Here is a 22,263-nt window from a genome sequence, read left to right as displayed (position 1 = left end):
TTGAGCAAAGGCGCTCCGCACATGACGCACGCACTCCCCGGTTACGTCTGTGCCGAGGACGGCACCCGCGCCGACGTCCGGACCGCCCCCTGGTGCTGCCCGGTCTGCTCGGGGCCGTGGGACCTCGATTTCACGCCGGATCCGGCGGCCGTGCTGGATCCCGCCTCGGGACCCAACTCCCTGTGGCGGTACGGGCCGGCGCTGCCGCTGCCGGGGGCGTTCTCCGTGTCGCTCGCGGAGGGCCACACTCCGCTGGTGCCCCTGGCCGAGCGGATTCACGCCAAGCTCGACTTCCTGATGCCCACGCTGTCGTTCAAGGACCGGGGCGCCGTGATGCTCGCCGAGGTGGCCCGGCGGCTGGCTCCGGAGCGGGTCGTGGCGGACAGCAGCGGCAACGCGGGGACCTCGGTGGCGGCCTACTGCGCCCGGGCCGGACTCGATTGTGAAGTTTTCGTGCCCGAGGGCACCTCGGAGAAGAAGACCGGTCGGATGCGGGCGCACGGCGCGGCGGTACGGGTGGTCCCCGGCGGCCGCGAGGCCGCCGCGGCCGCGGCCCGGGAGGCCGCCGACGGGCCGGGGGTCTTCTACGCGAGCCACGTCTTCAACCCGTACTTCCTGCACGGCACGAAGACGTACGTGTACGAGGTGTGGGAGGAGCTCGGCGGCCGGCTGCCGGAGGTCCTGGTCGTCCCGGTGGGCAACGGCACCCTGCTGCTCGGCGCCGCGCTCGCGGTGGCGGAGCTGTCCCGGCGCGGGGTCCGGCCGCCCGCGCTGATCGCCGTCCAGGCGGAGGCGGTGGCCCCGCTGGCCGCGGCCTTCGCCGCCGGTTCCGAGGACGCCGCCCCGGCGCCGCAGCGGCCCACCCTCGCCGAGGGCATCGCGATCCCGGCGCCGCCGCGGGCCCGGCAGATCCTGGCCGCCGTCCGCGCCTCGGGCGGCACCTTCCTGACCGTCCCGGAGGGACGCCTGCGGGAGGCCCGGCGGGACCTGGCCCGGCGCGGCCTCTTCGTGGAGCCGACGGCGGCGGCCTGCTGGGCGGCCGTCGGCCCGTCCGCCCCCGACGACCCCCTGCGGGGCCGCACGGCGGTGGTCCCGCTGTGCGGCGCGGGCGCCACGACGGACCTGGCCCCGTAACCCGACCGCCCGCCCCCGCCCCGCGGACGCGGCCGACGCAGCGGACGCGGCATAACCGGCGGACGCGGGGGAACCGGCGGACGCGGCGGAACCGGCGGCGGCGGACGCAGGCGTCGGAAAATCGCGAGCCCGCGCCCGGCCCGTCTGGTGGACTGCGCCCATGACCACGCACACGGACCTCGCCTCCCTGGCCGGCGCCTTCGCACGCCTGCACACCCCCGCCGCGCCCCTCGCCCTCGCCAACGCCTGGGACGTGGCCAGTGCCCGTCTCGTCGAGGCCGCCGGCGCGCCCGCCGTCGCCACCACCAGCGCCGGCGTCGCCTGGTCCCTCGGGTCCCCCGACGGCGACGCCCTGTCCCGCGAGCGGGCCCTCGACCTGATCGCCCGCGTGGCCGCCGCCGTCGACGTGCCCGTCACCGCCGACATCGAGGGCGGCTTCGGCGCCGACGCCGCCGCCGTCGGCGAGACCGTCACCGGGGTCCTGGCCGCCGGCGCGGTCGGCGTCAACATCGAGGACGGCAACCGCCCGCCCGCCGAGCACGCCGAGCGGCTGGCCGCCGCCCGCGCCGCCGCCGACGCCGCCGGGGTCCCGCTGTTCGTCAACGCCCGCATCGACACGTTCCTGTTCGGCCTCGGCGACCCCGCCACCCGCCTCGACGAGACCCTGGCCCGCGCCGCCGCCTACCTCCGGGCCGGCGCCTCCGGCATCTTCGTACCCGGCGTGACCGACCCGGCCGCGGTCGCCGAGCTCGCCCGGGGCATCGACGCCCCGCTCAACGTGCTCGCCGGTCCGGGCGCCCCCTCCGTGGCCGCCCTCGGCGCCCTCGGCGTGTCCCGCGTGAGCCTCGGCTCCTGGGTGGCCGAGGCCGCGTACGCCGTCGTCCGCCGCGCCGCCGAGGAGCTGGTCTCCGACGGCACCTACGGCCCGCTCGGCCGCTCCCTCCCGTACGGCGAGCTGAACGGCCTGCTCAAGGGCTGACGGCCGGGGCCGGACGACCCCGGGAACCACGCACCCCGACGACCCTAGGATCTGGTCATGCCCACCTCATCGCCGACGCGGCGCGCGCCCGCGGGCGCCCCGCGCCGGCAGACCACCGGCGCCGTCTGGACCGCGCTCGGTCTCGTCTACGTCCTCTGGGGCTCGACCTACCTCGGCATCCGGATCGTCGTCGGGACGATGCCCCCGTTCCTCTCCGCCGGAGCGCGCTTCATCACGGCCGGGCTGGTGCTGGCCGCCCTCGTCGCCTGGCGGTACGGTCCGGCCGCGCTCAAGGCCACCCGCGCCCAGCTCGGCTCGGCCGTCCTGGTCGGGCTGCTGCTGGTCCTCGGCGGCAACGGCCTGGTCGTCCTCGCCGAGACCGACGTGCCCTCCGGCCTCGCCGCGCTCCTGGTGGCGGCGGTACCGATGTGGCTGGTGGTCCTGCGGGCGGGCAGCGGGGACCGGCCGCCGCTGCGCACCCTGGCCGGTGTGCTCGTCGGTCTCGCCGGGCTCACCGTGCTGACCGCTCCCGGGTTCAGCGGCGAGGTGCGGCTGACGGGGGTCCTGCTGGTGCTGGCGGCCTCGGTGCTGTGGTCGCTGGGCTCGTTCTCGGCGTCGAAGCTGAGCCTGCCGGGCAATCCCTTCACGGGCTCCGCGTACCAGATGGTCGCGGGCGGGGCCGGCGGGGTGCTCGTGGGCCTGCTGCGCGGCGAGCACCGCGGGCTGGACCCGGCCGCGTTCTCCACCGCGTCCTGGCTGGCCCTCGGCTACCTGGTCCTCTTCGGCTCGCTGATCGCCTTCACCGCGTACGTGTGGCTGCTGCAGGCGGCTCCGCTGTCGCTGGTGGGCACGTACGCGTACGTCAACCCGGTCGTGGCCGTGGCACTCGGCGCGCTGATCCTCGACGAGGCCCTGACCTGGCCGATCCTGCTCGGCGGCGCGATCGTCGTGGCGGCGGTGGGCGTGATCGTCAGTACGGAGCGCCGCGGATAGCCACCGCACGGCGCCGCTGGGGGGTGCGTCCCCCGGGCCCGGCCGCCCGGCCCGCCCGGCCCGGCGGCCGCCGCTCAGCCCCGCGCGGCCCGCTCGTACAGAACCTTGGCGTGCTCGTCGAAGACGGCGGCCGTGGAGTCCACGTCCGTGTCCCCGCCGCTCAGCACGCCGATCAGCCGCCCCGGCTGCCCCGGGCCGCCCCGGTCGGCGATCCAGGGGCTGCCGCTGGTGCCCGTCCAGAACCCCGCGCAGCTGATGTAGAGCATGTCGGGGTCCTCCTCGTCGTGGCGGGTCTGGGTGGTGCAGGAGACGGGCTTGTTCTGCGGGTTGTGCTCCGACTCCGGGTAGCCGACGACGGTCACGTCCCGGTCGTACCCGGAGGTCCAGTCCGGCGCCGGGGCCTCGCCGCGCCCGCCCACGGCCTCCTGGACGCTGCGCCCGTCCGCGTCCGGGGCGATGGTGAGGAAGGCGAAGTCGGCGGTGTCCTCGCCCCACTTCGTCCAGCGCTCGTCCACGTGGATCGACCGGACCTTCCAGACGCCCAGCGGCTGGGTGCCGGAGCCCTCCCCGGAGAACGCGGGGGCGAACGCGAGCTCGCCGATCGCCAGGCCGTCGTGGGCGACCTCGCCCGGCTCCCCGTCCTCGCCCGCCGGGGCCACGCAGTGGGCGGCGGTGGCGACGACGTTGCCCTCGGGGCTGTCGACGACGCTCGCCGTGCACCAGTGCTCGCCGTTGGCCATGAGCACGCCGACGGTGGGGAAGGGGTGCACCGGGCGGTCTCCCGGCGCCTCGACGAAGGCGACGGCGAACACCGCCATGATGCCCGCGGCCGCGGCGGCCGACGCCCCCTTCACCACGGTGCTCACGGCACGGCGGGGTCGGGTGTCGGCGCGGCCATCACCTTGCTGATCCACGCCAGGGAGCCCTCCCTCATGCCGCGTACGTACGACTTTCCGTTGTGCTCACCATCCTGGATCACCTGGAGCCGGGTGTGCACGGGGCCCTTCCCGTACTCCTTCATGAACTTCTCGGCCTTGTCGCGGCCGCTCTCGGCGGTGCCGATCTGGAAGTTCACGTACACGTCCGGGCCGCCGGCCTCGATCAGCTTCGCGGCGAGCTTCTCCGGGTTGTTCTCGTCCATGGCCCGCGTGTTCCCCTTCCACAGCGGGGAGTCGGGGACGACGTCGACCCCGCTCGCGATGGCCGCCTTGAAGCGGTCGGGGTACTTGAGGACGTGCTTGAAGGCGCCGAAACCGCCCGAGGAGGAGCCCATGAAGGCCCACCCGTCGCGGGAGGTGAAGGTGCGGAAATTGGCCTTCGCGAAATCCGGGACGTCATCGGCCATCCAGGTGCCCATCCTGGGCTCTCCGGGGATGTCCGAGCCGTCGAAGTGGTGTTTGGTGTCGGCGTTGATCACCGGCATGACGAGGACGAAGGGCAGGCTGGTCCCGGCCTGCACCCCGTCGCTCACGGCCTTCTGGAGCCCGAGGCCGGGGCCGGTGCCCCAGTAGTTCGTGGGGTAGCCGCGGCCGCCGGGCAGGGAGATCAGGACGGGGAAGGCGCTCTTGGCGTACCTCGGGTCGTCGTACTCCTTCGGCACCCACACCCACACGTCGCCCGTGAAGCCGGACTTCTTGCCGGTGAGGGTGGTCATGGCGATCTGGGTGCCGTCCGGAAGCCGGCTGGTGCGGGCGAAGCCGGCCGGCGGACCGGTGGGCATCCGGACGCCCGGCCGGACGCCCGGGTCCTCGGCGGCGTCCGAGGCGGTTGACGCCGCGGCCGTCTGCTCGTGGGCCCCGCCGAAGGAGACCGGCTCCCCTATGTCCGAGAAGAGGCCGTACTTGTACGCCACCGCCCCGCCGGCGGCGAGGGTGAGCGCGAGCCCACCGCTGATCAGAAGCAAGCGCAGGCGCTTGGGGCGACGGGTTCCCCCGGTCATGGGGTCACCGTCGCCTTGCTGGTCATGCTGCACGGAATTGTCCCGTTCCTTCTCCGGCGCCCGTTCCCGGCGCGGGTCGGACCGATCGGTCCCCCTTACACCTCTTACAGAGGTGTGAACGACGGGATGGGTTGCCTGGGACGGGTGCGACGTGGCGAGCGCCACGGACCTGCGGGCGCCACGGACCTGCGGGCGCCGGACGGTGGCGGGTGCCGGACGGTGGCGGGCGGTGCCGGGCGGTGGCGGGCGGTGGCGGGTCCGGCGGGGCCCGGCCGACGGGAGGGGGCGCGCGTCAGCCGGCCGGGGCGGGCTGGGGGGCCTTGAGCACCTTGCTGATCCACTCCAGGGAGCCCTCCCGCATGCCCCGGACGTAGTGCCAGCCGTTGTGCTCGCCGTTCTGGATGTCGCGGATGGTCGTCTTGACCGGCCCCTTGCCGTACTTCTGCTGGAAGGCGAGCATCTTGTCCTTCCCGCTCTCCTTGGTCCCGACCTGGAAGTTGATGTGGACCTCGGGGCCCTTGCCGTCGATCAGCTTCTGGGCGAGCTTCTCGGGGTTGTTCGCGTCCATCTCCGCCTGGTGGCCCTTCCAGAGCGGGGAGTCGGGAACGATCTCGCCGCCGCTGGCGATCACGGCCTTGAACTTGTCCGGGTGCTGGAGGACCGTCTTCATGCCGACGAAGGCGCCGGAGGACGAGCCCATGTAGGCCCAGCCGTCGCGGGACTTGTAGGTGCGGAAGTTGGCCTTGGCGAAGTCCGGGACGTCCTCGGCGATCCAGGTGCCCATCTTGGCCTGGCCGGGGATGTCGGCGCCGTCGTAGTAGTACTTGTTGTCCGGGTTGAGCACCGGCATGATCACGACGAACGGCAGGCTGGTGCCGGCCTTGACGCCGTCACTGATGGCCTTCTGGAGGCCGAGGCTGCGGTCGGACCAGTAGTTGGCCGGGAAGCCGTTGCCGCCGGGGAGCGCGATGAGCACCGGGAAGCCGCTCTTGGCGTACTTCGGGTCGTCGTACTCCTTGGGCGCCCACACCCACACGTCGCCCTCGAAGCCCGATTTGACGCCCGCGAGGCGGGTCTTGGCGATGATCGTGCCGTCGTCGAGCTTCGCGGTCTGCTTGAAGTCGGACTTCGGCCCGGACGGCATGAGCACGTCCGGGTCACCGGACGGCTTGGCGGGCGCCGGGGCGTCCGGGGCCTTCTTCTCCGCGGCGGGGGGCGGGGCGTTCTTGCCGAAGCTCACGGTCTCGCCGTTGCCGGAGAACCATTCGAGCTTCCAGGCGGCGAAGCCCCCGCCGCCGAGCAGGAGCGCGAGGGCGACCACCGCGCCGACGGCTATCGCGCGCCGGGAACGCCCGGGCCCCGGCGGCGCCGGGGGCTCGGGGTACGGGCCGGGCGCCGGGGGATCGGGGAACTCGGGGTAGGCGGGGTACGGGGGCTGCTCCGGGCGGCCCTGGTACTCCGGCCGGCCCTGGTACGGATCCGCGTACGGCGGCGCGTACCCCTGGGCGGCGGAACGCCCCTGGGGCGGATGCTCCTCGTACGACGGGCGGCCGTCCGGCCGAGGGCGCTGCGGGTACTCGTGCACGGACTTCGCTCCGAACGGTCATGGCTGCCCTAGGGCAGGAACGGCTGGGGATCCCTTGGTTCTGATGCGCGGATCCCCCGCGGAGTTCCAAATCCAAGCAAAAAGATGACGGGGGACACAGTGGATGGAGGTTCCGCCGCGCGCGCTCAGCGCTGGGCGTCGAGCACCTCGGCGCACCGCCCCAGCAGCCGGATGAACTGCTCCCGCTCCTCCGCGCTGAACGCGGCGGCGAGCGCCCGTTCCACCCGCACCGCGCCGGAGTCCGCCAGCTCCATCACCGCGCGGCCCTCCTCGGTGAGGCGGGTCTCCAGCACGTTGCGGTGCAGCTCGTGCGGGGTGCGGTCGACGAGCCCGCGCTCCAGGAGGTTCTTCAGCACGGTGTTCATGGTCGGCGGGGTCACCCCGCACAGCCGGGCGAGCGAGGCGGCGGAGAGGCCGGGCTTCTCGGCGAGCCAGAGCAGCGCGGCGTACTGGGGAACCGTTACTGCCGCCGGTTTGCAGGCCGCGTTCTTCGCCGCGAGGAGCGCCTGCTCGGCGCGCTTGAGGTGCGAGCCGATGCGCTCCTCGGGGGACATGGAGGTCATCCCGGAATCCTACGACCCTTGCGCCCATTAGGGCTCTAACATAGATTCGCCCCCACTCATCCAGAAGAGAACGAACACGGGGGCGTACTCGCCATGACCATGACCGCGACGGAGAAGACCGGCACACGGACCACGACTGGGGCCGGGACCGCGCGCGGCCGCCGGCGCCCGGCGTCCGCCAGGACGGCGGCCTTCGCGACGGCCCTCGCGACGGCCTTGGCCGCGACCCTCACCCTCGCGGCCGCCCCGGCCCCCGCCCTGGCGGCGGACGCCCGGGTGTCCACGGCGTTCACCCTGCCCGGCGCCCGGGTCTACCCCGAGGGCATCGCCACCGATCCCCGTACGCACACGGTCTACGTCGGCTCGTACGCGGACGGCACCGTCTACCGGGCCCGCCCCGGCCGGCGCACGGCGGAGGTGTTCCTGCCCGTCGGCACCGACGGCCGCCGCACGGCGAACGGCCTGCGCGTCGACGCCCGCGGCCGCCTGTGGGTCACCGACTCCACCGCCGGGGTGTCGGTGTACGACACCGCGACCGGCGCCCGTCTGGCCCGCTTCGACGTCGCCGGGACCGCCCCCCGCTTCGTGAACGACCTGACGGTCACCCCGGACGGCACCGCGTACCTGACGGACAGCTTCCGCGCGGTGGTCTACCGGGTGACCCCGGCCCAGCTGGCCGCCGGCGGCGGCCCGTTGACCGAGGCGTACGACCTCTCCCCCGCCCTGCGGCCGCAGCCGCCGGGCACGGTCACCCTGAACGGCATCACCGCGGACCGGGCGGGCCGGTACCTCCTCGCGGTCGACATGACGGCGGGCGACCTCCTGCGCGTCGACCTGCGCACGGGTGCCGTCTCCCGGGTCGCCCTCGTCGGCGGCGACCTGAAGGCCGGCGACGGCCTGGACATCTCCGCCGACGGCACCCTGCGCGTGGCGCACAACACCACCAACACCCTGACCCGCTGGCACCTCGCCCCGGACGGCACCCGCGCCCGCCTGACCCGCACCCTCACCGACCCGTCGCTCCAGATCCCGACGACCCTGTCCCACGTCCCGGGGCGCACCCTGGTGGTCCGCTCCCAGTTCGACAAGGGCGGCCCGATGTCCCCGGGCGCGGGCACCCCGACCACGTTCACGGTGGCGGCGGTCCGCACCTTCTGACCGCTCTCACCCGGCGGGCCAGCCGCGCAGGGAGACCTCCACCCCGGCGCCGCCCAGGTACCGGCGCAGGGCGCCGGCGGTGCTGGGCACGAAGGGTTCGGGGAGGTCGTCCACGTCGGCCCAGCAGACCCGGGCGTGCTTCCCGGGCTCACGGTTCTCGGGCTCCCCGGACCACGCGTGGGCGGCGAAGACGACGGTGAGGTAACCGTTCGGCGCCTCGACGCCCCAGGCTCCGTGGACGATGTGGGCGACCTCCAGCGCCTCGGGCGCCACCGTGAGCCCGGTCTCCTCGTACAGCTCGCGCACCGCGGTCACGGTGACCGGCTCCCCCGGCTCGCTCTTCCCGACGGGCAGGTCCCACATGCCCCGGCCGAACCTGGCGCGCTCCCCGCGCTGGAGGAGCACGACGCGACGCTCCGCCCGGTCGTGCACGATGACGGCCGCGACGAGCACGGCCATCGCCCCGACCGCCGCCCCAACCGCTCCGTCCCGTCCACCGGCTTCCTTCTGACCGGCCGTCCCCCCGTGGTCGTCGTGCGCGGGGTCCCGGCGGGCGCTCACGGGTGTCCCGCGGACACGTCGCGGACCGCTCCCAGCCGCGCCTGCTCTTCCTCGACGATCCGGCGGGCCATCGCCGTGTCCGAAACGTCGACCGCGTCCGGCGTCGATTCGGCGACCGCGCTGCGCCGCGCGTACGCGTCGAACAGGCGGGTCTTGTTCTTCAGCATCTCCACCATCCGCTCGTCCACCCCACGGGTGGTGAGCAGCCGGTGCACCAGGACCGGGCGCACCTGCCCCATCCGGTGGGCCCGCGCCACTGCCTGGTGCTCGGTCGTCGGTTTCACCTGCGGCTCACAGATGATCACGACGGATGCGGCCTGCATGTTGAGGCCCACCCCCGCCGCCTCGATCTGCGCCAGCAGCACCGCATGACCCGGTACGGCGCCGAAGTCGTCCACCAGCTGCTGACGCCGCGCGGGCGGCACGCTTCCGGCGATCGGCCCGAACACCCGGCCTCTGCTACCGCTCCGCACACCGTCCAGGGAGGCCTGCACCGTTCCGAGGACGTCCTTGAAGTTGGAGAACACCACCACCTTCAGCCCGTTCTCGGCCGCGTCCTCGACGATCTCGCGCAGCCGGTGCAGCTTGGCCGACTTCTCGGGGCGCGCGTACGCCGCTCTGCGCATCGCCATGAAGTTGCCGGCACGGACGGCCTCGCGGTAGGCGTCCTCGTCCGAGGCGCTCAGGTCCTCCCACTCGTCCGTCTGCTGGAGCGCCGGCAGTTCGGTCAACACGTCCTGCTGGTTGCGGCGCAGATAGACCGGGGCGACGGCCTTGCGGAACGCCGTGGAGCCGGCCGCTCCGTCCCGGTCGCCGACGGCTTCGGCCAGATGCGGCTGGAGGATCTGCACGAGGCTGCGGAACTCGGCGACCCGGTTCTCCATGGGGGTGCCGGTCATGAAGAGCACGTGTTCGCAGCGCCCGGACCACTCGGTCACGGCCTGCGCACGGCGCGTCTTCGGATTCTTCACGTAGTGCGCCTCGTCCACCACGAGCATGCCCAGCTCGCCGGCTCCGGGAGCCGGGAAGCCGCGCAGGGCGTCGAAGGTGGTCACCCCGACGCCGCCCCGGCCCCTCCACTCGGCGTGCGCCTCCCGCTTGTCGGGGCCGTGAAGCACGGTGACGCGCAGCGTGCTGCGGGCCTCGATCTCGCGCGTCCAGTTGATCAGGACGCTGGCCGGGCAGACGACCATGAAGTGGCTCCGTCCTCCGGCGGCGAGGTGGGCCAGGGCGGCAATGGCCTGGATGGTCTTGCCGAGCCCCATCTCGTCGCCGAGGATCACCTTGCGCTGCGCCAGCGCAAAACGCGCTCCGAAGGACTGGTAGCCGCGCAGCGACACCCGCCGGTGGGTGTCGTCCAGCGTCTGGTCGCGGACCCGCCCGGCGACCTCGTCGGGCAGGAACCCCTCGGCCGCGGCCGAGTCGGGGGCCCTGCCGGAGATCTCCGCGAGCAGGCTGTAGTACTCGGCGGACCTCAGCTCGAAGTCGACCCAGGCCGCGGCTTCGGTCGAGGTGCCGCGCAGCAGGTCCACCGACGTCTGCGCGAGCAGCTCCGGCACACCGTCCCGTACCGCTTCCTCGGTCAACCCCCGGACCTCGGCGACGGCCTCCAGCGCCCGGGCCCGCCGATCCTGCCCCGCCAGCAGCATCCGCAGCCGCCCGGCGGCCGGACCGGCGTCGGCCAGCAGCGGCCCGAGCCGCTCCGAGAGGGCCGTGGCCGCGCCGACGGCCCGCCGCGCTTCGGGGCCCGCTTCCACCAGCACGTGCAGGGCCATGAGGAGTGAGGTGGTTCGCGGCTCGGGCCGATCCACGTCGATGTGGACGGCGACGGTCTCCCGAACCGCGTCGGAGATCTGCCGCGCCGCCGCGATGACCTGGTCGGCGGTCCGCTGTCCGACACCGGGAATCTGCCGCAGCCGGTAGGACCCGGCGTCGAGGACCTGCCGGACCGACCCCAGCCCGCTCCTCTCGACTTCCCCGAGCCTCACCCTCCCCTCGGTGACCTCCTTCAGCCGCGCCACCGGGATGGCGTCCAGCGCCTGTTCCGCCGCCGCGTCGCAGATCGGCTTCAGCGCCGCCCGTACCGCCTCGACAGCCAGCCCGTGGTCGGCGACCACCGCCTGCGCCGCCGCGTACAGCCGCCCTCCCTCGGCAACCGCCTGCTTCTCGCTGCGCCCCATCCCGCCCCCTCGCGTCCCTTCCCCGCATCCTGCCACCGCGCCCCCGCCCCCGACCGGTGCTGCGGAAATCACCCGGTCGGCGACTCCGCGCGGCGGCCGACCACGCGTGGGACCGGGACGCCCGGTGCCCATCGAGGTCAACCTGGACCTCGACCCGCTCACGCCGCCCCGGAGCAGCTGAGAAGCCGGCACCACGTCGGCACGGAAAAGCAGAAGGGGTCGGACTCACCCGAGTCCGACCCCTTCTGACTGGGCGTCCGTTGGAGCGGTCAGATGTCAGTAGTGATACCGGGCAGCGAGGATGACGATCGCCTTGTCCGTCACCAGGTAGACGAGGCGGTGCTCGTCGTCGATCCGCCGCGACCACGCCCCGGGCAGGTGGTACTTCAAAGGTTCAGGCTTGCCGATCCCTGAGAACGGGTCCCGCCTGACGTCCTCGATGAGCCTGTTGATCCGGGCGAGCATCTTGCGGTCGTTCTTGAGCCAGGAGGTGTAGTCCTCCCAGCCCTGGTCCTCGAAGACAAGCCTCACGCGGCACCCGTACCAGCGTCCGCCGACTCCGGGTCGATCAGCTCGCGCTCCGACACGTTGGTGTTGGCCAGGGCGTTCTCGTAGGCCTTGAGCAGCCGACGAGCGTTCGCCGGAGATCGCAGCAGGTACGAGCCCTCGCGCAGCGCAGCGTAGTCCTCGGCCGAGACGAGCACGGCGTTGCCGTGCTTGGAGACGATCTCGATGGCCTCGTGGTTCTCGTTGACCTTCTTGATCAGCGGAAAGAGTTCCTTGCGGGCTTCGCTCGCGGTTATGGACATGTCCCGACCCTTCCCTCAAGTGGTACCTAATAACGTACCACTCTCGGCGTCCTTCGGGAGAGGAATGACCGAGTCGCTCATGACCGGATGCCAGGCAGATGGCCGGTTACAGCGTGGAAGTTGCCGAAAATCATCCGGCTGAGATCGTTGGCTCTCCGGCCTGAGCTTCAGGCCGCTACCGTGAAGCCATGACCGCACTGCCCGACTGGATGCGCCCGCCGCGCGCGGAAGGCTGGTTCGCGGAGGACCTCGACCGCCTCCCCGAGGCACCCCGCCACACCGAGCTGATCGACGGTGCCCTCGTCTTCATGATGTGGCCCCAGAGCTGGTGGCACGGCCACCTCGTCGCCATGCTCACGGTCGCCCTCATGGAGCAGGTGCCCGCCGACACCAGAGTCGGCCGCGAGATGACCATCAAGCTCGACCCGCGCAACCGTCCCGAACCGGACCTGCTGGTGACGACGGCCGACTTCGACGGTGACCGCACCTGGTTCGCACCGGAGGACGTCCGGCTCGTCATCGAGGTCGTCTCCCCCGAGTCCGCCCACCGCGATCGCACCGTGAAGCTCCGCAAGTACGCGGAGGCCGGCATCCCGCACTACTGGTGCGTCGAGGACGAGGACGGGGCCCCGGTCGTCCACGTCTACGAGCTCGACGAACCGACCGGCGCCTACGCGCCCGCCGGGATCTTCCGGGGCACGCTCCAGCGCCCGGTGCCCTTCGAGGTCAGCCTGGACCTCGACAAGCTCACACCGCCCCGGAGCAGCTGAAAGGCCGGCACCATGTCGGCACGGGAATGCAGAAGGGGTGGGCTCACCAGAGCCCGACCCCTTCTGACCTGCATGTGTGCCGAACCGACTACACGTTGAAGCGGAACTCCACCACGTCGCCGTCCTGCATGACGTACTCCTTGCCCTCCATGCGGGCCTTGCCCTTCGCGCGGGCTTCCGCGACCGAGCCGCATTCGACCAGGTCGGCGAAGGAGATGACCTCCGCCTTGATGAAGCCGCGCTGGAAGTCCGTGTGGATGACGCCCGCCGCCTCCGGGGCCGTCGCGCCCTGCTTGATCGTCCAGGCGCGGGTCTCCTTCGGGCCCGCCGTCAGGTACGTCTGCAGGCCCAGGGTGGCGAAGCCGACGCGGCCCAGGGTGGCCATGCCCGGCTCGTCCTGGCCGACCGACTGGAGGAGTTCGAGGGCCTCGTCGTCCTCCAGCTCGACGAGCTCCGCCTCCAGCTTGGCGTTCAGGAAGATCGCCTCCGCGGGGGCGACCAGCGCGCTCTGCTCCGCCTTGAAGGCCTCGTCCGTCAGCTCGTCCTCGTCCACGTTGAACACGTAGAGGAAGGGCTTCGTCGTGAGCAGGTGCAGCTCGTGGAGCAGGTCGCCGCGCTCCGTGCCCTTCGTGATGCCCTTGGAGAAGAGGGTGTCGCCCGCTTCGAGGATCTTCTTGGCCTCGACGACGGCCGCCAGGACCGCGACCTTCTCCTTCTGGAGGCGCGACTCCTTCGCGAGGCGCGGCTCCGCCTTCTCGATGGACTGCAGGTCCGCGAGGATCAGCTCGGTGTTGATCGTCTCGATGTCGTCCTTCGGCGAGACCTTGCCGTCGACGTGGACGACGTTCTCGTCCACGAAGGCGCGGATGACCTGGCAGATCGCGTCCGACTCGCGGATGTTCGCGAGGAACTTGTTGCCCAGGCCCTCGCCTTCCGAGGCGCCGCGGACGATGCCCGCGATGTCGACGAAGTCGACGGTCGCGGGGATGACCTTCTGCGAGCCGAAGATGCCGGCCAGGACGGCCAGGCGCTTGTCCGGGACGCCGACGACGCCGACGTTCGGCTCGATCGTGGCGAACGGGTAGTTGGCCGCCAGCACGTCGTTCTTGGTCAGGGCGTTGAACAGGGTCGACTTGCCGACATTCGGCAGGCCGACGATTCCGATCGTGAGCGACACGTTGGCGACTTCCCGTAGTGGAGGGGCGGCGGCCCGGGTGCGGGCCATGGAGCAGTTTACTTTCCGATGAGCGGGGGTGGATGTACGCGTGTCCGCGGCCCGATCCGAGGGGCCGCCCGCCTACTTTGGTGACGTGGAGCAACACAGGACGCGACCGGCCCCTCACACCCGGCGACCCCCGGCCCAGCGCCGGCGGCCGCCTGCCGCCGTGCCCCCCGTCCAGGGCGGCGCGCCGCGGCTCGCGCTCGCGCGACGGCTGCCCCGGCCCCGGCTGACCGGGCTCGGCGGCGGGCTCTTCTCGACCGCGGCCATGGTGCTGGTCGCGGGGTTCTGCTGGCTGGCGTTCGACTCGTCGCTCTTCGTCTACGGGCTGCTCTTCCTGCCCGTGGCGGCCGCCACCGCCCTCTGGGTCCGGCCCGCCGACCTGATCACCGCGCCGATCACCGCGCCCATCGCCTTCGCCGCCGGAGTGTGGCCCGTCGCGGGCGGCTCCGGCGGCTTCGGCGGTCATCTGATGGGGCTGGTGTCCGCGCTCTCCCTGCACGCCGGCTGGCTGTACGGGGGGACGCTGGTGGCGGCGCTCATCGCCGTCGTGCGCAAGGCCGTGCTGATCGGCCGGCGGCGGATCCCCCGCCGCCCGCCCACCGCCCAGCGCTAGCTGGCTGGCTGGCTGGCTGGCTGGCTACCGCAGCCGCCCCGCCCGCACCGCCGTCACTGCTTCGCCGCCATCGCCGCCCCGACGATGCCCGCGTTGTTCTGGAGCTTCGCCGGGACGATCTCCGCGCGGACGCCCTCGATCAGGGGCAGGAACTTCTCCGGCTTGCGGCTGACGCCACCGCCGAGGATGAACAGGTCCGGGGAGAACAGCATCTCCACGTGCTCCAGGTACTTCTGCAGGCGGTGGGCCCAGTGCTCCCAGCTGAGGTCGCCGTCCTCCTTCGCCTTCACCGAGGCCCGCTTCTCCGCGTCGTGGCCCTTCAGCTCCAGGTGGCCCAGCTCCGTGTTCGGGACGAGGCGGCCGTCCGTGAACAGGGCGCTCCCGATGCCCGTGCCCAGCGTGAGCAGGATGACGGTGCCGCCCCGGCCGCGGCCGGCTCCGTACGTCATCTCCGCGACGCCCGCCGCGTCCGCGTCGTTGAGGACCGTGACCGGCAGGCCGCCCAGCTCGCGCGACAGGAGGTCCGCCGCGTCGACGCCGACCCAGCCCTTGTCGACGTTGGCCGCCGTACGGGTGATGCCGCCGGTGACGACCCCCGGGAAGGTGACCCCGACCGGGCCCGTCCAGGAGAACGCGCGGACCACTTCCGCGACGCAGCCGGCCACCCCGTCGGGGGTGGCCGGCTGCGGTGTCAGTACTTTGTGGCGCTCTTGCGCCAGATCGCCCCGGTCAAGGTCCACGGGGGCACCCTTGATACCGGAACCGCCGATGTCCACACCCATGATCTGCATGGACATACCGTACGAAAAGACTTACTTCTCGGCGACCAGTTCGGCCGCTTCCGCACGAAGGTCGCGGCGCAGCTCCTTCGGCAGCGAGAACACGATCGATTCCTCGGCCGTCTTGACGATCTCCACGTCCGCATACCCGCGCTGCGCGAGGTAATCCAGGACTTCCTCGACCAATACCTCCGGAACCGAGGCGCCCGAGGTCAGGCCGACCGTGGTGACGCCCTCCAGCCAGGCTTCGTCGATCTCGCTCGCGAAGTCGACGAGGTACGCGGCGCGCGCGCCCGCGTCGAGGGCGACCTCGACCAGACGGATCGAGTTCGAGGAGTTCTTCGAGCCGACGACGATGACCAGGTCGGAGTCGGCGCCCATGACCTTGACGGCCGCCTGCCGGTTCGAGGTGGCGTAGCAGATGTCGTCGCTGGGCGGCGAGACGAGCAGCGGGAACTTCGTCTTCAGCGCGTCGACCGTCTCCATCGTCTCGTCGACCGACAGCGTGGTCTGGGACAGCCAGACGACCTTCGACTCGTCGCGCACCTCGACGTTCGCGACGTCCTCGGGCCCGTCCACGATGGTGATGTGGTCCGGGGCCTCGCCGGAGGTGCCGATGACCTCCTCGTGGCCCTCGTGGCCGATGAGGAGGATGTCGAAGTCCTCGTTCGCGTACCGGATGGCTTCCTTGTGCACCTTCGTGACCAGCGGGCACGTCGCGTCGATCGTGGCGAGCTTGCCGCGGGCGGCCTCCTCGTGCACCACCGGCGCCACGCCGTGCGCGGAGAACATGACGATGGAGCCCTCGGGCACCTCCTCCGTCCGCTCGACGAAGATGGCCCCCTTCTTCTCCAGGGTCTGGACCACGTACTTGTTGTGGACGATCTCGTGGCGGACGTAGACCGGCGCGCCGTACTGCTCAAGGGCTTTCTCGACGGCGATCACGGCTCGGTCCACGCCCGCGCAGTAACCGCGGGGGGCGGCGAGCAGGACGCGGCGGGAAGCGGGAGCGGGGGCGGGAGCAGTCATGTGGTCCATCGTACGGGGGTCCCTGAGAGGCCGGACGTCGCCCGTTCGGCAGAGACTGGGTCGAAAGCGTGTCCCCCCTATCGCCCGGAGGACGGATGGCGTCCGTGACGGATTCCAGTAAGGCGGCGCCCGCCGCGCTGCGGCGGACCCTCGGCTTCCGGGACCTCGTCGTCTACGGGCTGCTCTTCATCGCCCCCATGGCGCCGGTCGGCGTCTTCGGCACCCTGGACGCCAAGTCGCACGGTGCCATCGCGCTCGTCTACCTCGTCGCGACGGTCGCGATGGCGTTCACGGCGTTCAGCTACGCGCAGATGGTGCGGGTGGCCCCGCAGGCCGGCTCGGTCTTCACGTACGCCCGCAAGGGGCTGGGCGAGGGGCCGGGGCTGATCGCCGGGTGGATGGCGATGCTCGACTACCTGCTGATCCCGGCGGTCGCGTACCTGTTCTCGGGGATCGCGATGAACGCGCTGGTCCCGGAGGTGTCGCGGTGGGTGTGGACGGCGCTGGCCGTGGTGATCACGACGCTGCTGAACCTGTGGGGCGTACGGGCGGCCGCGCGGGTGGGCTTCGCGGTGCTGGCCCTGGAGATCGTGGTCCTGCTCGTCTTCCTGGTCGCCGCGGTGACCGCGCTGGCGCAGGGCGGGGCGCAGCGCGACTGGCTCTCGCCGCTGACGGGCGACGGCTCGCTGGGCTTCTCGCTCGCGGCCGTGCTCGGCGCGGTGTCGGTCGCGGTGCTGTCGTACCTGGGCTTCGACGCGATCGCCTCGTTCGCGGAGGAGGTGACGGGGGGCAGCGCGAAGGTGGCGCGGGCGGTGCTGTTCTGCCTGGCCCTGACCGGGGTGCTGTTCGTCGCGCAGACCTACCTGGCGGCGCTGCTGTCGCCGCTGACGGCGGCGGAGCTGGCGGCGCGGCCGGTGGAGCAGGGGCCGGCCTTCTACAACACGGTGGAGTCGGCGGTCGGACCCTGGCTGCACGACCTGGTCGCGGTCAGCAAGGCGATCGGGGCGGCCTTCGCGGCGCTGGCGGGGCAGGCGGCGGCCGGCCGGCTGCTGTTCGCGATGGCCCGGGAGCGCCGTCTGCCGCGCGCACTGGCCCGGACGTACGGCGGCACCCCGCGCCCGGCGCTGCTGGTGGCGGCCACCGTCACCCTGGTCGCCGCGGTGTGGGCGGCGCGGCGCGACGACGGGCTGGACCACCTGGTGTCGGTGGTGGACGTCGGGGCGCTGGTCGCGTTCACCCTGCTGCACGCCTCGGTGGTGGGCTGGTTCGTGGTGCAGCGGCGGGAGGGCCCGCCGAACTGGCTCCGGCACCTGGTGGTCCCGGTCCTGGGCGCGGCGGTGACCGTCACGGTGATCGTGGAGGCCTCGTGGGCGGCGCAGCTGGTCGGCGCGGTGTGGCTGGCGGTCGGCCTGGGCGTGCTCCTCGTGCAGCGCGGGCGGCGCGGTCCGCGGGCGGCCGCGGGCGGCGACACCCCCGGCGGACCCTGAGACGCTGTCACCCGGGCCGGATAGCCTGCGTGCATGGGTCTGAATACGTCGGCCGAGGCGCCGCTGCCGGTAGGCCAGGTGTCCCGGCTCATCGGGGGCTGGATCGACAAGCTCGGCCAGGTGTGGGTGGAGGGGCAGATCACGCAGCTCTCGCGGCGGCCGGGAGCGGGGGTGGTCTTCCTGACGCTGCGCGACCCCTCGCACGACATCTCGGTCAGCGTGACCTGCTTCCGCCAGGTCTACGACGAGGTCGCGGACGCCGTCTCGGAGGGCGCGCGGGTCGTCGTCCTCGCCAAGCCGGAGTGGTACGCCCCGCGCGGGCAGTTGTCCCTGCGGGCGACCGAGATACGGCCCGTCGGCATCGGCGAGCTGCTGGCCCGCCTGGAGCGGCTCAAGCGGTCCCTCGCCGCGGAGGGGCTGTTCGCCCCGGACCGCAAGAAGCCGCTGCCCTTCCTGCCCCAGCTGATCGGGCTGGTGGTCGGGCGGGCGTCGGCGGCCGAGCGCGACGTACTGGAGAACGCCCGGCGGCGCTGGCCGGCGGTCCGCTTCGAGGTGCGCAACGTGGCCGTGCAGGGGGTGCACGCGGTGCCGCAGGTGATCCAGGCGGTCCGGGAGCTCGACGCCCTGGACGAGGTGGACGTGATCATCGTGGCGCGCGGCGGCGGCAGCGTGGAGGACCTGCTGCCCTTCTCCGACGAGGAGGTCGTCCGGACGGTCGCCGCGGCCCGTACCCCGGTGGTCTCCGCCATCGGCCACGAGCCGGACTCCCCGCTGCTCGACCTGGTCGCGGACCTGCGGGCGTCCACCCCCACGGACGCGGCGAAGAAGGTGGTCCCGGACGTGGGCGAGGAGCTGGAGCGCGTGCGCCAGCTCCAGGACCGGGGCCTGCGCGCGGTACGGGGCCTCCTCGACCGGGAGGAGCGGGGGCTCGCACACGCCCTGGCCCGGCCGGTCTTCGTCCACCCGCAGCGGATGGTGGAGACCCGGGAGGACGAGGTGGACGCGCTGCTGGCCCGCAGCCGCCGCACGCTGGGGCACCTGCTCGACCGGGCCGACTCGGAGCTCTCGCACACGCTGGCCCGGGTGGTGGCGCTGTCCCCGGCCGCGACCCTGGAGCGCGGCTACGCCGTGCTGCAGCGGGCCGACGGGCACGTGGTCCGCTCGCCGGAGGAGGTCGCGGGGGGCGAGGTGCTGCGCGCACGGGTGGCGGAGGGCTCCTTCTCCGTACGGGCCGGCGACCCGGTCGGCGATACCGGAGCAGACAGCGGGGCCGCCGGGACCACCGGAGCCACTGGGGCCGCCGAGGCAGCGGCCGCACCGGCTTCCGAATAACGACACACTGCCGCAACGAACGCGTCGGACAACGAACCTAGGGTGGAAACGGGAATGACAGAGGCCGGGACGGCATTGGGGTACGAGCAGGCCCGCGACGAGCTCATCGAGGTCGTCCGCAAGCTGGAGGCGGGCGGCACCTCGCTGGAGGACTCGCTCGCGCTCTGGGAGCGCGGCGAGGAGCTCGCGAAGGTCTGCCGCCACTGGCTGGAGGGGGCCAGGGCCCGCCTGGACTCGGCTCTCGCGGCGCGGGAGGCGGCCGGCGAGGAGTGATCCCGGTCACCGGCGGACCGGTTTAGTTGAAAGTTCACCTACTTTCGCCGTAGAGTCGGGGACATCGCTCCATCGCTTCACCTCCGTATGGAAGAAGGCTTTCCGATGTCTCTCGTTCTCGACCCCGCCGCGCAGGACCTGCTGTTCCGCGAGGCCCGCACGGCCAACTCGTTCTCCGACGAGCCGGTCACCGAGGAGCAGGTCCAGGCGATCTACGACCTGGTGAAGTTCGGTCCCACCGCTTTCAACCAGACCCCGCTGCGCATCACCCTGGTCCGCTCCCCCGAGGCCCGCGAGCGCCTCGTGAAGCACCTCGCCGAGGGCAACCAGGCCAAGACCGCGGCCGCGCCGCTCGTCGCGATCCTCTCCGCGGACAACGAGTTCCACGAGGAGCTGCCGACGCTGCTCCCGCACTTCCCGCAGGCCAAGGACCTCTTCTTCGCCGAGCGTCCGGTCCGCGAGCAGTCCGCGCTGCTGAACGCCGCGCTGCAGGCCGCGTACTTCATCGTCGGCGTCCGCGCCGCCGGTCTGGCCGCGGGCCCGATGACCGGCGCCGACTTCGGCGGCATCCAGAAGGAGTTCCTGGACGCCGACCACACCCCGCTGATGGTCGTCAACATCGGCAAGCCGGGCGAGGACGCCGTCGGTTTCCCGCGCTCCCCGCGCCTGGAGTTCGACCAGGTCATCACCACGGTCTGAGTCCGGACGGCGCCCGGCTCCGCACCGAACGAAGAGGCCGCCCTCCCCGGAATCCCGGGGAGGGCGGCCTCTTCGGCGTACGCGCGCGAGGGCGGGGACGCGACGGGCGGCACCGGGCCGGCGCCGCCCCCGGGCCGCTACCCGCCCGTCGTGGTGGCGCCCTGCTTGAACTCCAGCGCCGACGCCATCGCGCCGAGCTGCTCGAAGGAGGCCGTACCGGTCACCACCGTGACGAAGCCCTGGTCCTGCTTGACGAGGGCGTCGTACTTCTCGCCCTCCCAGCGCTCCCAGGCCGCGTCGCCGACCTGCTGCGTCTGCCCGGTGGCCGTCGCCTGCCGGGTGACCCGGCCCAGGTACTTCCCGGAGACGTCGGTGGACTGCTCCAGCGCCACGTACTCCTGCTTCGGGTCCAGGAAGCCCAGGTGCCAGGCGTTCGCGTTCTTGCGTTCGTACGTCACCGAGGTCGCGCGCCACTCCGCCGGGAGCCCGACCGGGACCGCCAGGGGGTACGGCGCCGCACGGCGGGCCGTGATCGTCTCCACCCGGTAGTCGACCGTGCGCGTCGGATCGGCCTTCTCGTCATGGGGGATGAAGAGATAGATCCCCGCCACGACGAGGCCGATCACCCCCAGCGACCGGACCATGTCCCAGACCGTCTGCTTGCCTTTCATACCTGCCACGGGACCATCGTCCCGCATCGCCGCCGGCGATCACCGCCGGGGTGGCCCCGAGCGGGCGCGCGGCGGCGGCCCGGCGGGGCGGGAGCGGGCCACAAGACGTCCGCACTGGCCAATCGGCTGACCGATATGGCGCTCATACGTGCCCCGGCCTGCTCAATATGTCGACGTACCGATAGAGTTCGGGCACCCTCACATCCCGGCCGTCGTCGTACAGAAAGGTGCGCTCCGATGACCGAGCACAACCTGCCGCCCCAGCTCGAAGTCTCTCCCGAAGCTCCCGACCGCAACCTCGCCCTGGAACTGGTCCGGGTCACCGAGGCCGCCGCCATGGCCGCGGGCCGCTGGGTCGGCCGCGGTGACAAGCTCGGCGCGGACGGCGCCGCGGTCAACGCCATGCGGACCCTGATCTCCACCGTGTCAATGAACGGCGTCGTCGTCATCGGCGAGGGGGAGAAGGACGAAGCCCCCATGCTCTTCAACGGCGAGCGGGTCGGCGACGGCACCGGCGCCGAGGTCGACATCGCCGTGGACCCGATCGACGGCACCACCCTGAACGCCAAGGGCATGCCGAACGCGATCGCCGTCCTGGCCGCCGCCGACCGCGGCACCATGTTCGACCCGTCGGCCGTCTTCTACATGGAGAAGCTGGTCACGGGCCCGGAGGCCGCCGACTTCGTCGACATCAACGCTCCCGCCTCCGTCAACATCCGGCGCGTCGCGAAGGCCAAGAACATGGCCGTCGAGGACGTCACCGTGGTGATCCTGGACCGCCCGCGCCACGAGGGCATCGTCAAGGAGATCCGCGAGACCGGCGCTCGCATCAAGTTCATCTCGGACGGCGACGTCGCGGGCTCGGTCATGGCGGTGCGCGAGGGCACCGGCGTCGACCTGCTCCTCGGCATCGGCGGCACCCCCGAGGGCATCATCTCGGCGTGCGCCATAAAGTGCCTCGGCGGCACGATCCAGGGCAAGCTGTGGCCCAAGGACGAGGCCGAGCGCCAGAAGGCGATCGACGCGGGCCACGACCTGGACCGGGTCCTGCACACGAACGACCTGGTCTCCGGCGACAACGTCTTCTTCGTCGCCACCGGCATCACGGACGGCGAGCTGCTGCGCGGCGTCCACTACCGCTCCGAGACGGCGACGACGTCCTCGCTGGTGATGCGCTCGAAGTCGGGCACGATCCGGCAGATCGACTCGACGCACCGGCTGTCGAAGCTGCGTGCGTACAGCGCGATCGACTTCGACCGGGCCCAGTAGGCCCGCGGGCGCGGACGGAACGACACAGCGAGAGGGGGGGGGGGGGGGGGGGGGGGGGGGGGCGGCGGGGGGGGCGGGGGGGGGGGGGGGGGGGGGGGGGGGGGGGGCCGCTGCCGCCGGGATCGGGATCGGCGTCAGGTCCAGGCTGAACCCCTGCGCGACCGTCACCGGGCGCGGCCGCCTCGGCGCGGCCTGCG

Annotated in this window: 23 protein-coding genes; 11 read left to right on the top strand and 12 right to left on the bottom strand. The window is 72.6% G+C overall.

Going from position 1 to position 22,263, the window contains the following annotated elements:
- The first annotated feature begins 21 nt into the window (after positions 1-21).
- From ACZ6S8_RS00115 to ACZ6S8_RS00105, 3 genes are all read left to right on the top strand, one after another.
- Positions 22-1,134 (top strand): pyridoxal-phosphate dependent enzyme, encoded by a 1,113-nt coding sequence (locus ACZ6S8_RS00115; RefSeq protein ID WP_469451033.1) that lies wholly within the window; start codon positions 22-24, stop codon positions 1,132-1,134.
- 160 nt (positions 1,135-1,294) lie between these two features.
- On the top strand, positions 1,295-2,113 hold the full coding sequence (locus ACZ6S8_RS00110) for an isocitrate lyase/PEP mutase family protein (RefSeq protein ID WP_469451032.1): 819 nt from the start codon (positions 1,295-1,297) through the stop codon (positions 2,111-2,113).
- Between the two features lie 57 nt (positions 2,114-2,170).
- The gene (locus ACZ6S8_RS00105; RefSeq protein ID WP_469451030.1) at positions 2,171-3,106 is read left to right on the top strand and encodes an EamA family transporter; all 936 of its coding nucleotides are present in this window, start codon (positions 2,171-2,173) and stop codon (positions 3,104-3,106) included.
- A 74-nt stretch (positions 3,107-3,180) separates the two neighbouring features.
- On the opposite strand, the gene ACZ6S8_RS00100 is transcribed toward ACZ6S8_RS00105, so the two are convergent.
- The 4 genes from ACZ6S8_RS00100 to ACZ6S8_RS00085 form a co-directional block, all read right to left on the bottom strand.
- Positions 3,181-3,972 (bottom strand): trypsin-like serine peptidase, encoded by a 792-nt coding sequence (locus tag ACZ6S8_RS00100; protein WP_469451028.1) that lies wholly within the window; start codon positions 3,970-3,972, stop codon positions 3,181-3,183.
- Positions 3,969-5,045 (bottom strand): alpha/beta hydrolase, encoded by a 1,077-nt coding sequence (locus tag ACZ6S8_RS00095; protein WP_469451026.1) that lies wholly within the window; start codon positions 5,043-5,045, stop codon positions 3,969-3,971. Before ACZ6S8_RS00095 ends, ACZ6S8_RS00100 begins: the two co-directional genes overlap by 4 nt.
- A 292-nt stretch (positions 5,046-5,337) precedes the next feature.
- Positions 5,338-6,381 (bottom strand): alpha/beta hydrolase, encoded by a 1,044-nt coding sequence (locus ACZ6S8_RS00090; protein WP_469451837.1) that lies wholly within the window; start codon positions 6,379-6,381, stop codon positions 5,338-5,340.
- 395 nt (positions 6,382-6,776) lie between these two features.
- Positions 6,777-7,214, bottom strand: coding sequence for a MarR family winged helix-turn-helix transcriptional regulator (locus tag ACZ6S8_RS00085; RefSeq protein WP_469451024.1), 438 nt, complete (start codon positions 7,212-7,214; stop codon positions 6,777-6,779).
- 93 nt (positions 7,215-7,307) lie between these two features.
- Here ACZ6S8_RS00085 and ACZ6S8_RS00080 point away from each other — a divergent pair, with 93 nt between their 5' ends.
- Positions 7,308-8,372 carry an SMP-30/gluconolactonase/LRE family protein gene (locus tag ACZ6S8_RS00080; RefSeq protein ID WP_469451022.1) on the top strand — a complete coding sequence of 355 codons (1,065 nt, stop codon included), beginning with the start codon at positions 7,308-7,310 and terminating at the stop codon, positions 8,370-8,372.
- 6 nt (positions 8,373-8,378) lie between these two features.
- Here the strand turns inward: ACZ6S8_RS00080 and ACZ6S8_RS00075 are convergent, their stop codons facing one another.
- The 4 genes from ACZ6S8_RS00075 to ACZ6S8_RS00060 form a co-directional block, all read right to left on the bottom strand.
- On the bottom strand, positions 8,379-8,831 hold the full coding sequence (locus tag ACZ6S8_RS00075) for an NUDIX domain-containing protein (protein WP_469451834.1): 453 nt from the start codon (positions 8,829-8,831) through the stop codon (positions 8,379-8,381).
- A gap of 98 nt (positions 8,832-8,929) precedes the next feature.
- A complete protein-coding gene (locus tag ACZ6S8_RS00070) occupies positions 8,930-11,113 on the bottom strand; it encodes a DEAD/DEAH box helicase (protein WP_469451020.1) in 2,184 nt (727 codons plus the stop codon).
- 276 nt (positions 11,114-11,389) lie between these two features.
- Positions 11,390-11,644: a Txe/YoeB family addiction module toxin gene (locus ACZ6S8_RS00065; protein WP_469451018.1), complete on the bottom strand. Its 255-nt coding sequence runs from the start codon at positions 11,642-11,644 to the stop codon at positions 11,390-11,392.
- Positions 11,641-11,922 carry a type II toxin-antitoxin system Phd/YefM family antitoxin gene (locus ACZ6S8_RS00060; protein ID WP_469451016.1) on the bottom strand — a complete coding sequence of 94 codons (282 nt, stop codon included), beginning with the start codon at positions 11,920-11,922 and terminating at the stop codon, positions 11,641-11,643. Before ACZ6S8_RS00060 ends, ACZ6S8_RS00065 begins: the two co-directional genes overlap by 4 nt.
- A 188-nt stretch (positions 11,923-12,110) precedes the next feature.
- Between ACZ6S8_RS00060 and ACZ6S8_RS00055 the strand changes: the two genes are divergently transcribed.
- A complete protein-coding gene (locus ACZ6S8_RS00055; protein WP_469451014.1) occupies positions 12,111-12,692 on the top strand; it encodes a Uma2 family endonuclease in 582 nt (193 codons plus the stop codon).
- An 88-nt stretch (positions 12,693-12,780) separates the two neighbouring features.
- Here the strand turns inward: ACZ6S8_RS00055 and ychF are convergent, their stop codons facing one another.
- Complete coding sequence (ychF, locus tag ACZ6S8_RS00050; RefSeq protein ID WP_469451833.1) at positions 12,781-13,869, bottom strand: redox-regulated ATPase YchF; 1,089 nt, start codon at positions 13,867-13,869, stop codon at positions 12,781-12,783.
- Between the two features lie 208 nt (positions 13,870-14,077).
- Here ychF and ACZ6S8_RS00045 point away from each other — a divergent pair, with 208 nt between their 5' ends.
- Positions 14,078-14,527, top strand: coding sequence for a DUF6542 domain-containing protein (locus ACZ6S8_RS00045; RefSeq protein ID WP_469451012.1), 450 nt, complete (start codon positions 14,078-14,080; stop codon positions 14,525-14,527).
- Positions 14,528-14,580: 53 nt separating this feature from the next.
- On the opposite strand, the gene ppgK is transcribed toward ACZ6S8_RS00045, so the two are convergent.
- Together ppgK and ACZ6S8_RS00035 are read right to left on the bottom strand one after the other, a co-directional pair.
- A complete protein-coding gene (gene ppgK, locus ACZ6S8_RS00040; protein ID WP_469451010.1) occupies positions 14,581-15,318 on the bottom strand; it encodes a polyphosphate--glucose phosphotransferase in 738 nt (245 codons plus the stop codon).
- A 21-nt stretch (positions 15,319-15,339) separates the two neighbouring features.
- A complete protein-coding gene (locus ACZ6S8_RS00035; RefSeq protein ID WP_469451008.1) occupies positions 15,340-16,344 on the bottom strand; it encodes a 4-hydroxy-3-methylbut-2-enyl diphosphate reductase in 1,005 nt (334 codons plus the stop codon).
- A gap of 86 nt (positions 16,345-16,430) precedes the next feature.
- Between ACZ6S8_RS00035 and ACZ6S8_RS00030 the strand changes: the two genes are divergently transcribed.
- The 4 genes from ACZ6S8_RS00030 to ACZ6S8_RS00015 all read left to right on the top strand — a co-directional run bounded on the left by ACZ6S8_RS00030 (position 16,431) and on the right by ACZ6S8_RS00015 (position 20,126).
- Positions 16,431-17,822, top strand: a complete 1,392-nt coding sequence (locus tag ACZ6S8_RS00030) for an APC family permease (RefSeq protein ID WP_469451007.1) — start codon at positions 16,431-16,433, stop codon at positions 17,820-17,822.
- 33 nt (positions 17,823-17,855) lie between these two features.
- Positions 17,856-19,154: an exodeoxyribonuclease VII large subunit gene (gene xseA, locus ACZ6S8_RS00025; protein WP_469451005.1), complete on the top strand. Its 1,299-nt coding sequence runs from the start codon at positions 17,856-17,858 to the stop codon at positions 19,152-19,154.
- 54 nt (positions 19,155-19,208) lie between these two features.
- On the top strand, positions 19,209-19,427 hold the full coding sequence (locus ACZ6S8_RS00020; RefSeq protein WP_469451004.1) for an exodeoxyribonuclease VII small subunit: 219 nt from the start codon (positions 19,209-19,211) through the stop codon (positions 19,425-19,427).
- 105 nt (positions 19,428-19,532) lie between these two features.
- Complete coding sequence (locus ACZ6S8_RS00015) at positions 19,533-20,126, top strand: malonic semialdehyde reductase (RefSeq protein WP_383917763.1); 594 nt, start codon at positions 19,533-19,535, stop codon at positions 20,124-20,126.
- A gap of 137 nt (positions 20,127-20,263) precedes the next feature.
- Here ACZ6S8_RS00015 and ACZ6S8_RS00010 read toward each other — a convergent pair whose 3' ends face one another.
- Positions 20,264-20,797, bottom strand: coding sequence for a DUF4245 domain-containing protein (locus ACZ6S8_RS00010; protein ID WP_469451831.1), 534 nt, complete (start codon positions 20,795-20,797; stop codon positions 20,264-20,266).
- 237 nt (positions 20,798-21,034) lie between these two features.
- Between ACZ6S8_RS00010 and glpX the strand changes: the two genes are divergently transcribed.
- Positions 21,035-22,066, top strand: coding sequence for a class II fructose-bisphosphatase (gene glpX, locus ACZ6S8_RS00005; RefSeq protein ID WP_469451001.1), 1,032 nt, complete (start codon positions 21,035-21,037; stop codon positions 22,064-22,066).
- Positions 22,067-22,263 lie beyond the last annotated feature (197 nt).

Source organism: Streptomyces sp. NPDC048461 (genome assembly GCF_055587105.1).
The sequence above is the reverse complement of the archived record's forward strand: the minus strand, read 5'-3'. Positions and strand labels throughout refer to the sequence as shown.

Excerpts from the sequence above, each read along its gene's own strand:
- ACZ6S8_RS00075 (WP_469451834.1), bottom strand. The coding sequence starts at position 8,831 with ATGGCCGTGCTCGTCGCGGCCGTCATCGTGCACGACCGGGCGGAGCGT.
- ACZ6S8_RS00030 (WP_469451007.1), top strand. The coding sequence starts at position 16,431 with ATGGCGTCCGTGACGGATTCCAGTAAGGCGGCGCCCGCCGCGCTGCGG.
- ACZ6S8_RS00080 (WP_469451022.1), top strand. The coding sequence starts at position 7,308 with ATGACCATGACCGCGACGGAGAAGACCGGCACACGGACCACGACTGGG.
- ACZ6S8_RS00020 (WP_469451004.1), top strand. The coding sequence starts at position 19,209 with ATGACAGAGGCCGGGACGGCATTGGGGTACGAGCAGGCCCGCGACGAG.
- ppgK (WP_469451010.1), bottom strand. The coding sequence starts at position 15,318 with ATGCAGATCATGGGTGTGGACATCGGCGGTTCCGGTATCAAGGGTGCC.
- ACZ6S8_RS00060 (WP_469451016.1), bottom strand. The coding sequence starts at position 11,922 with ATGTCCATAACCGCGAGCGAAGCCCGCAAGGAACTCTTTCCGCTGATC.
- xseA (WP_469451005.1), top strand. The coding sequence starts at position 17,856 with ATGGGTCTGAATACGTCGGCCGAGGCGCCGCTGCCGGTAGGCCAGGTG.
- ACZ6S8_RS00070 (WP_469451020.1), bottom strand. The coding sequence starts at position 11,113 with ATGGGGCGCAGCGAGAAGCAGGCGGTTGCCGAGGGAGGGCGGCTGTAC.
- ACZ6S8_RS00115 (WP_469451033.1), top strand. The coding sequence starts at position 22 with ATGACGCACGCACTCCCCGGTTACGTCTGTGCCGAGGACGGCACCCGC.
- ACZ6S8_RS00110 (WP_469451032.1), top strand. The coding sequence starts at position 1,295 with ATGACCACGCACACGGACCTCGCCTCCCTGGCCGGCGCCTTCGCACGC.
- ACZ6S8_RS00085 (WP_469451024.1), bottom strand. The coding sequence starts at position 7,214 with ATGACCTCCATGTCCCCCGAGGAGCGCATCGGCTCGCACCTCAAGCGC.
- ACZ6S8_RS00095 (WP_469451026.1), bottom strand. The coding sequence starts at position 5,045 with ATGACCGGGGGAACCCGTCGCCCCAAGCGCCTGCGCTTGCTTCTGATC.
- ACZ6S8_RS00010 (WP_469451831.1), bottom strand. The coding sequence starts at position 20,797 with ATGAAAGGCAAGCAGACGGTCTGGGACATGGTCCGGTCGCTGGGGGTG.
- ACZ6S8_RS00105 (WP_469451030.1), top strand. The coding sequence starts at position 2,171 with ATGCCCACCTCATCGCCGACGCGGCGCGCGCCCGCGGGCGCCCCGCGC.
- glpX (WP_469451001.1), top strand. The coding sequence starts at position 21,035 with ATGACCGAGCACAACCTGCCGCCCCAGCTCGAAGTCTCTCCCGAAGCT.
- ACZ6S8_RS00015 (WP_383917763.1), top strand. The coding sequence starts at position 19,533 with ATGTCTCTCGTTCTCGACCCCGCCGCGCAGGACCTGCTGTTCCGCGAG.
- ACZ6S8_RS00035 (WP_469451008.1), bottom strand. The coding sequence starts at position 16,344 with ATGGACCACATGACTGCTCCCGCCCCCGCTCCCGCTTCCCGCCGCGTC.
- ACZ6S8_RS00055 (WP_469451014.1), top strand. The coding sequence starts at position 12,111 with ATGACCGCACTGCCCGACTGGATGCGCCCGCCGCGCGCGGAAGGCTGG.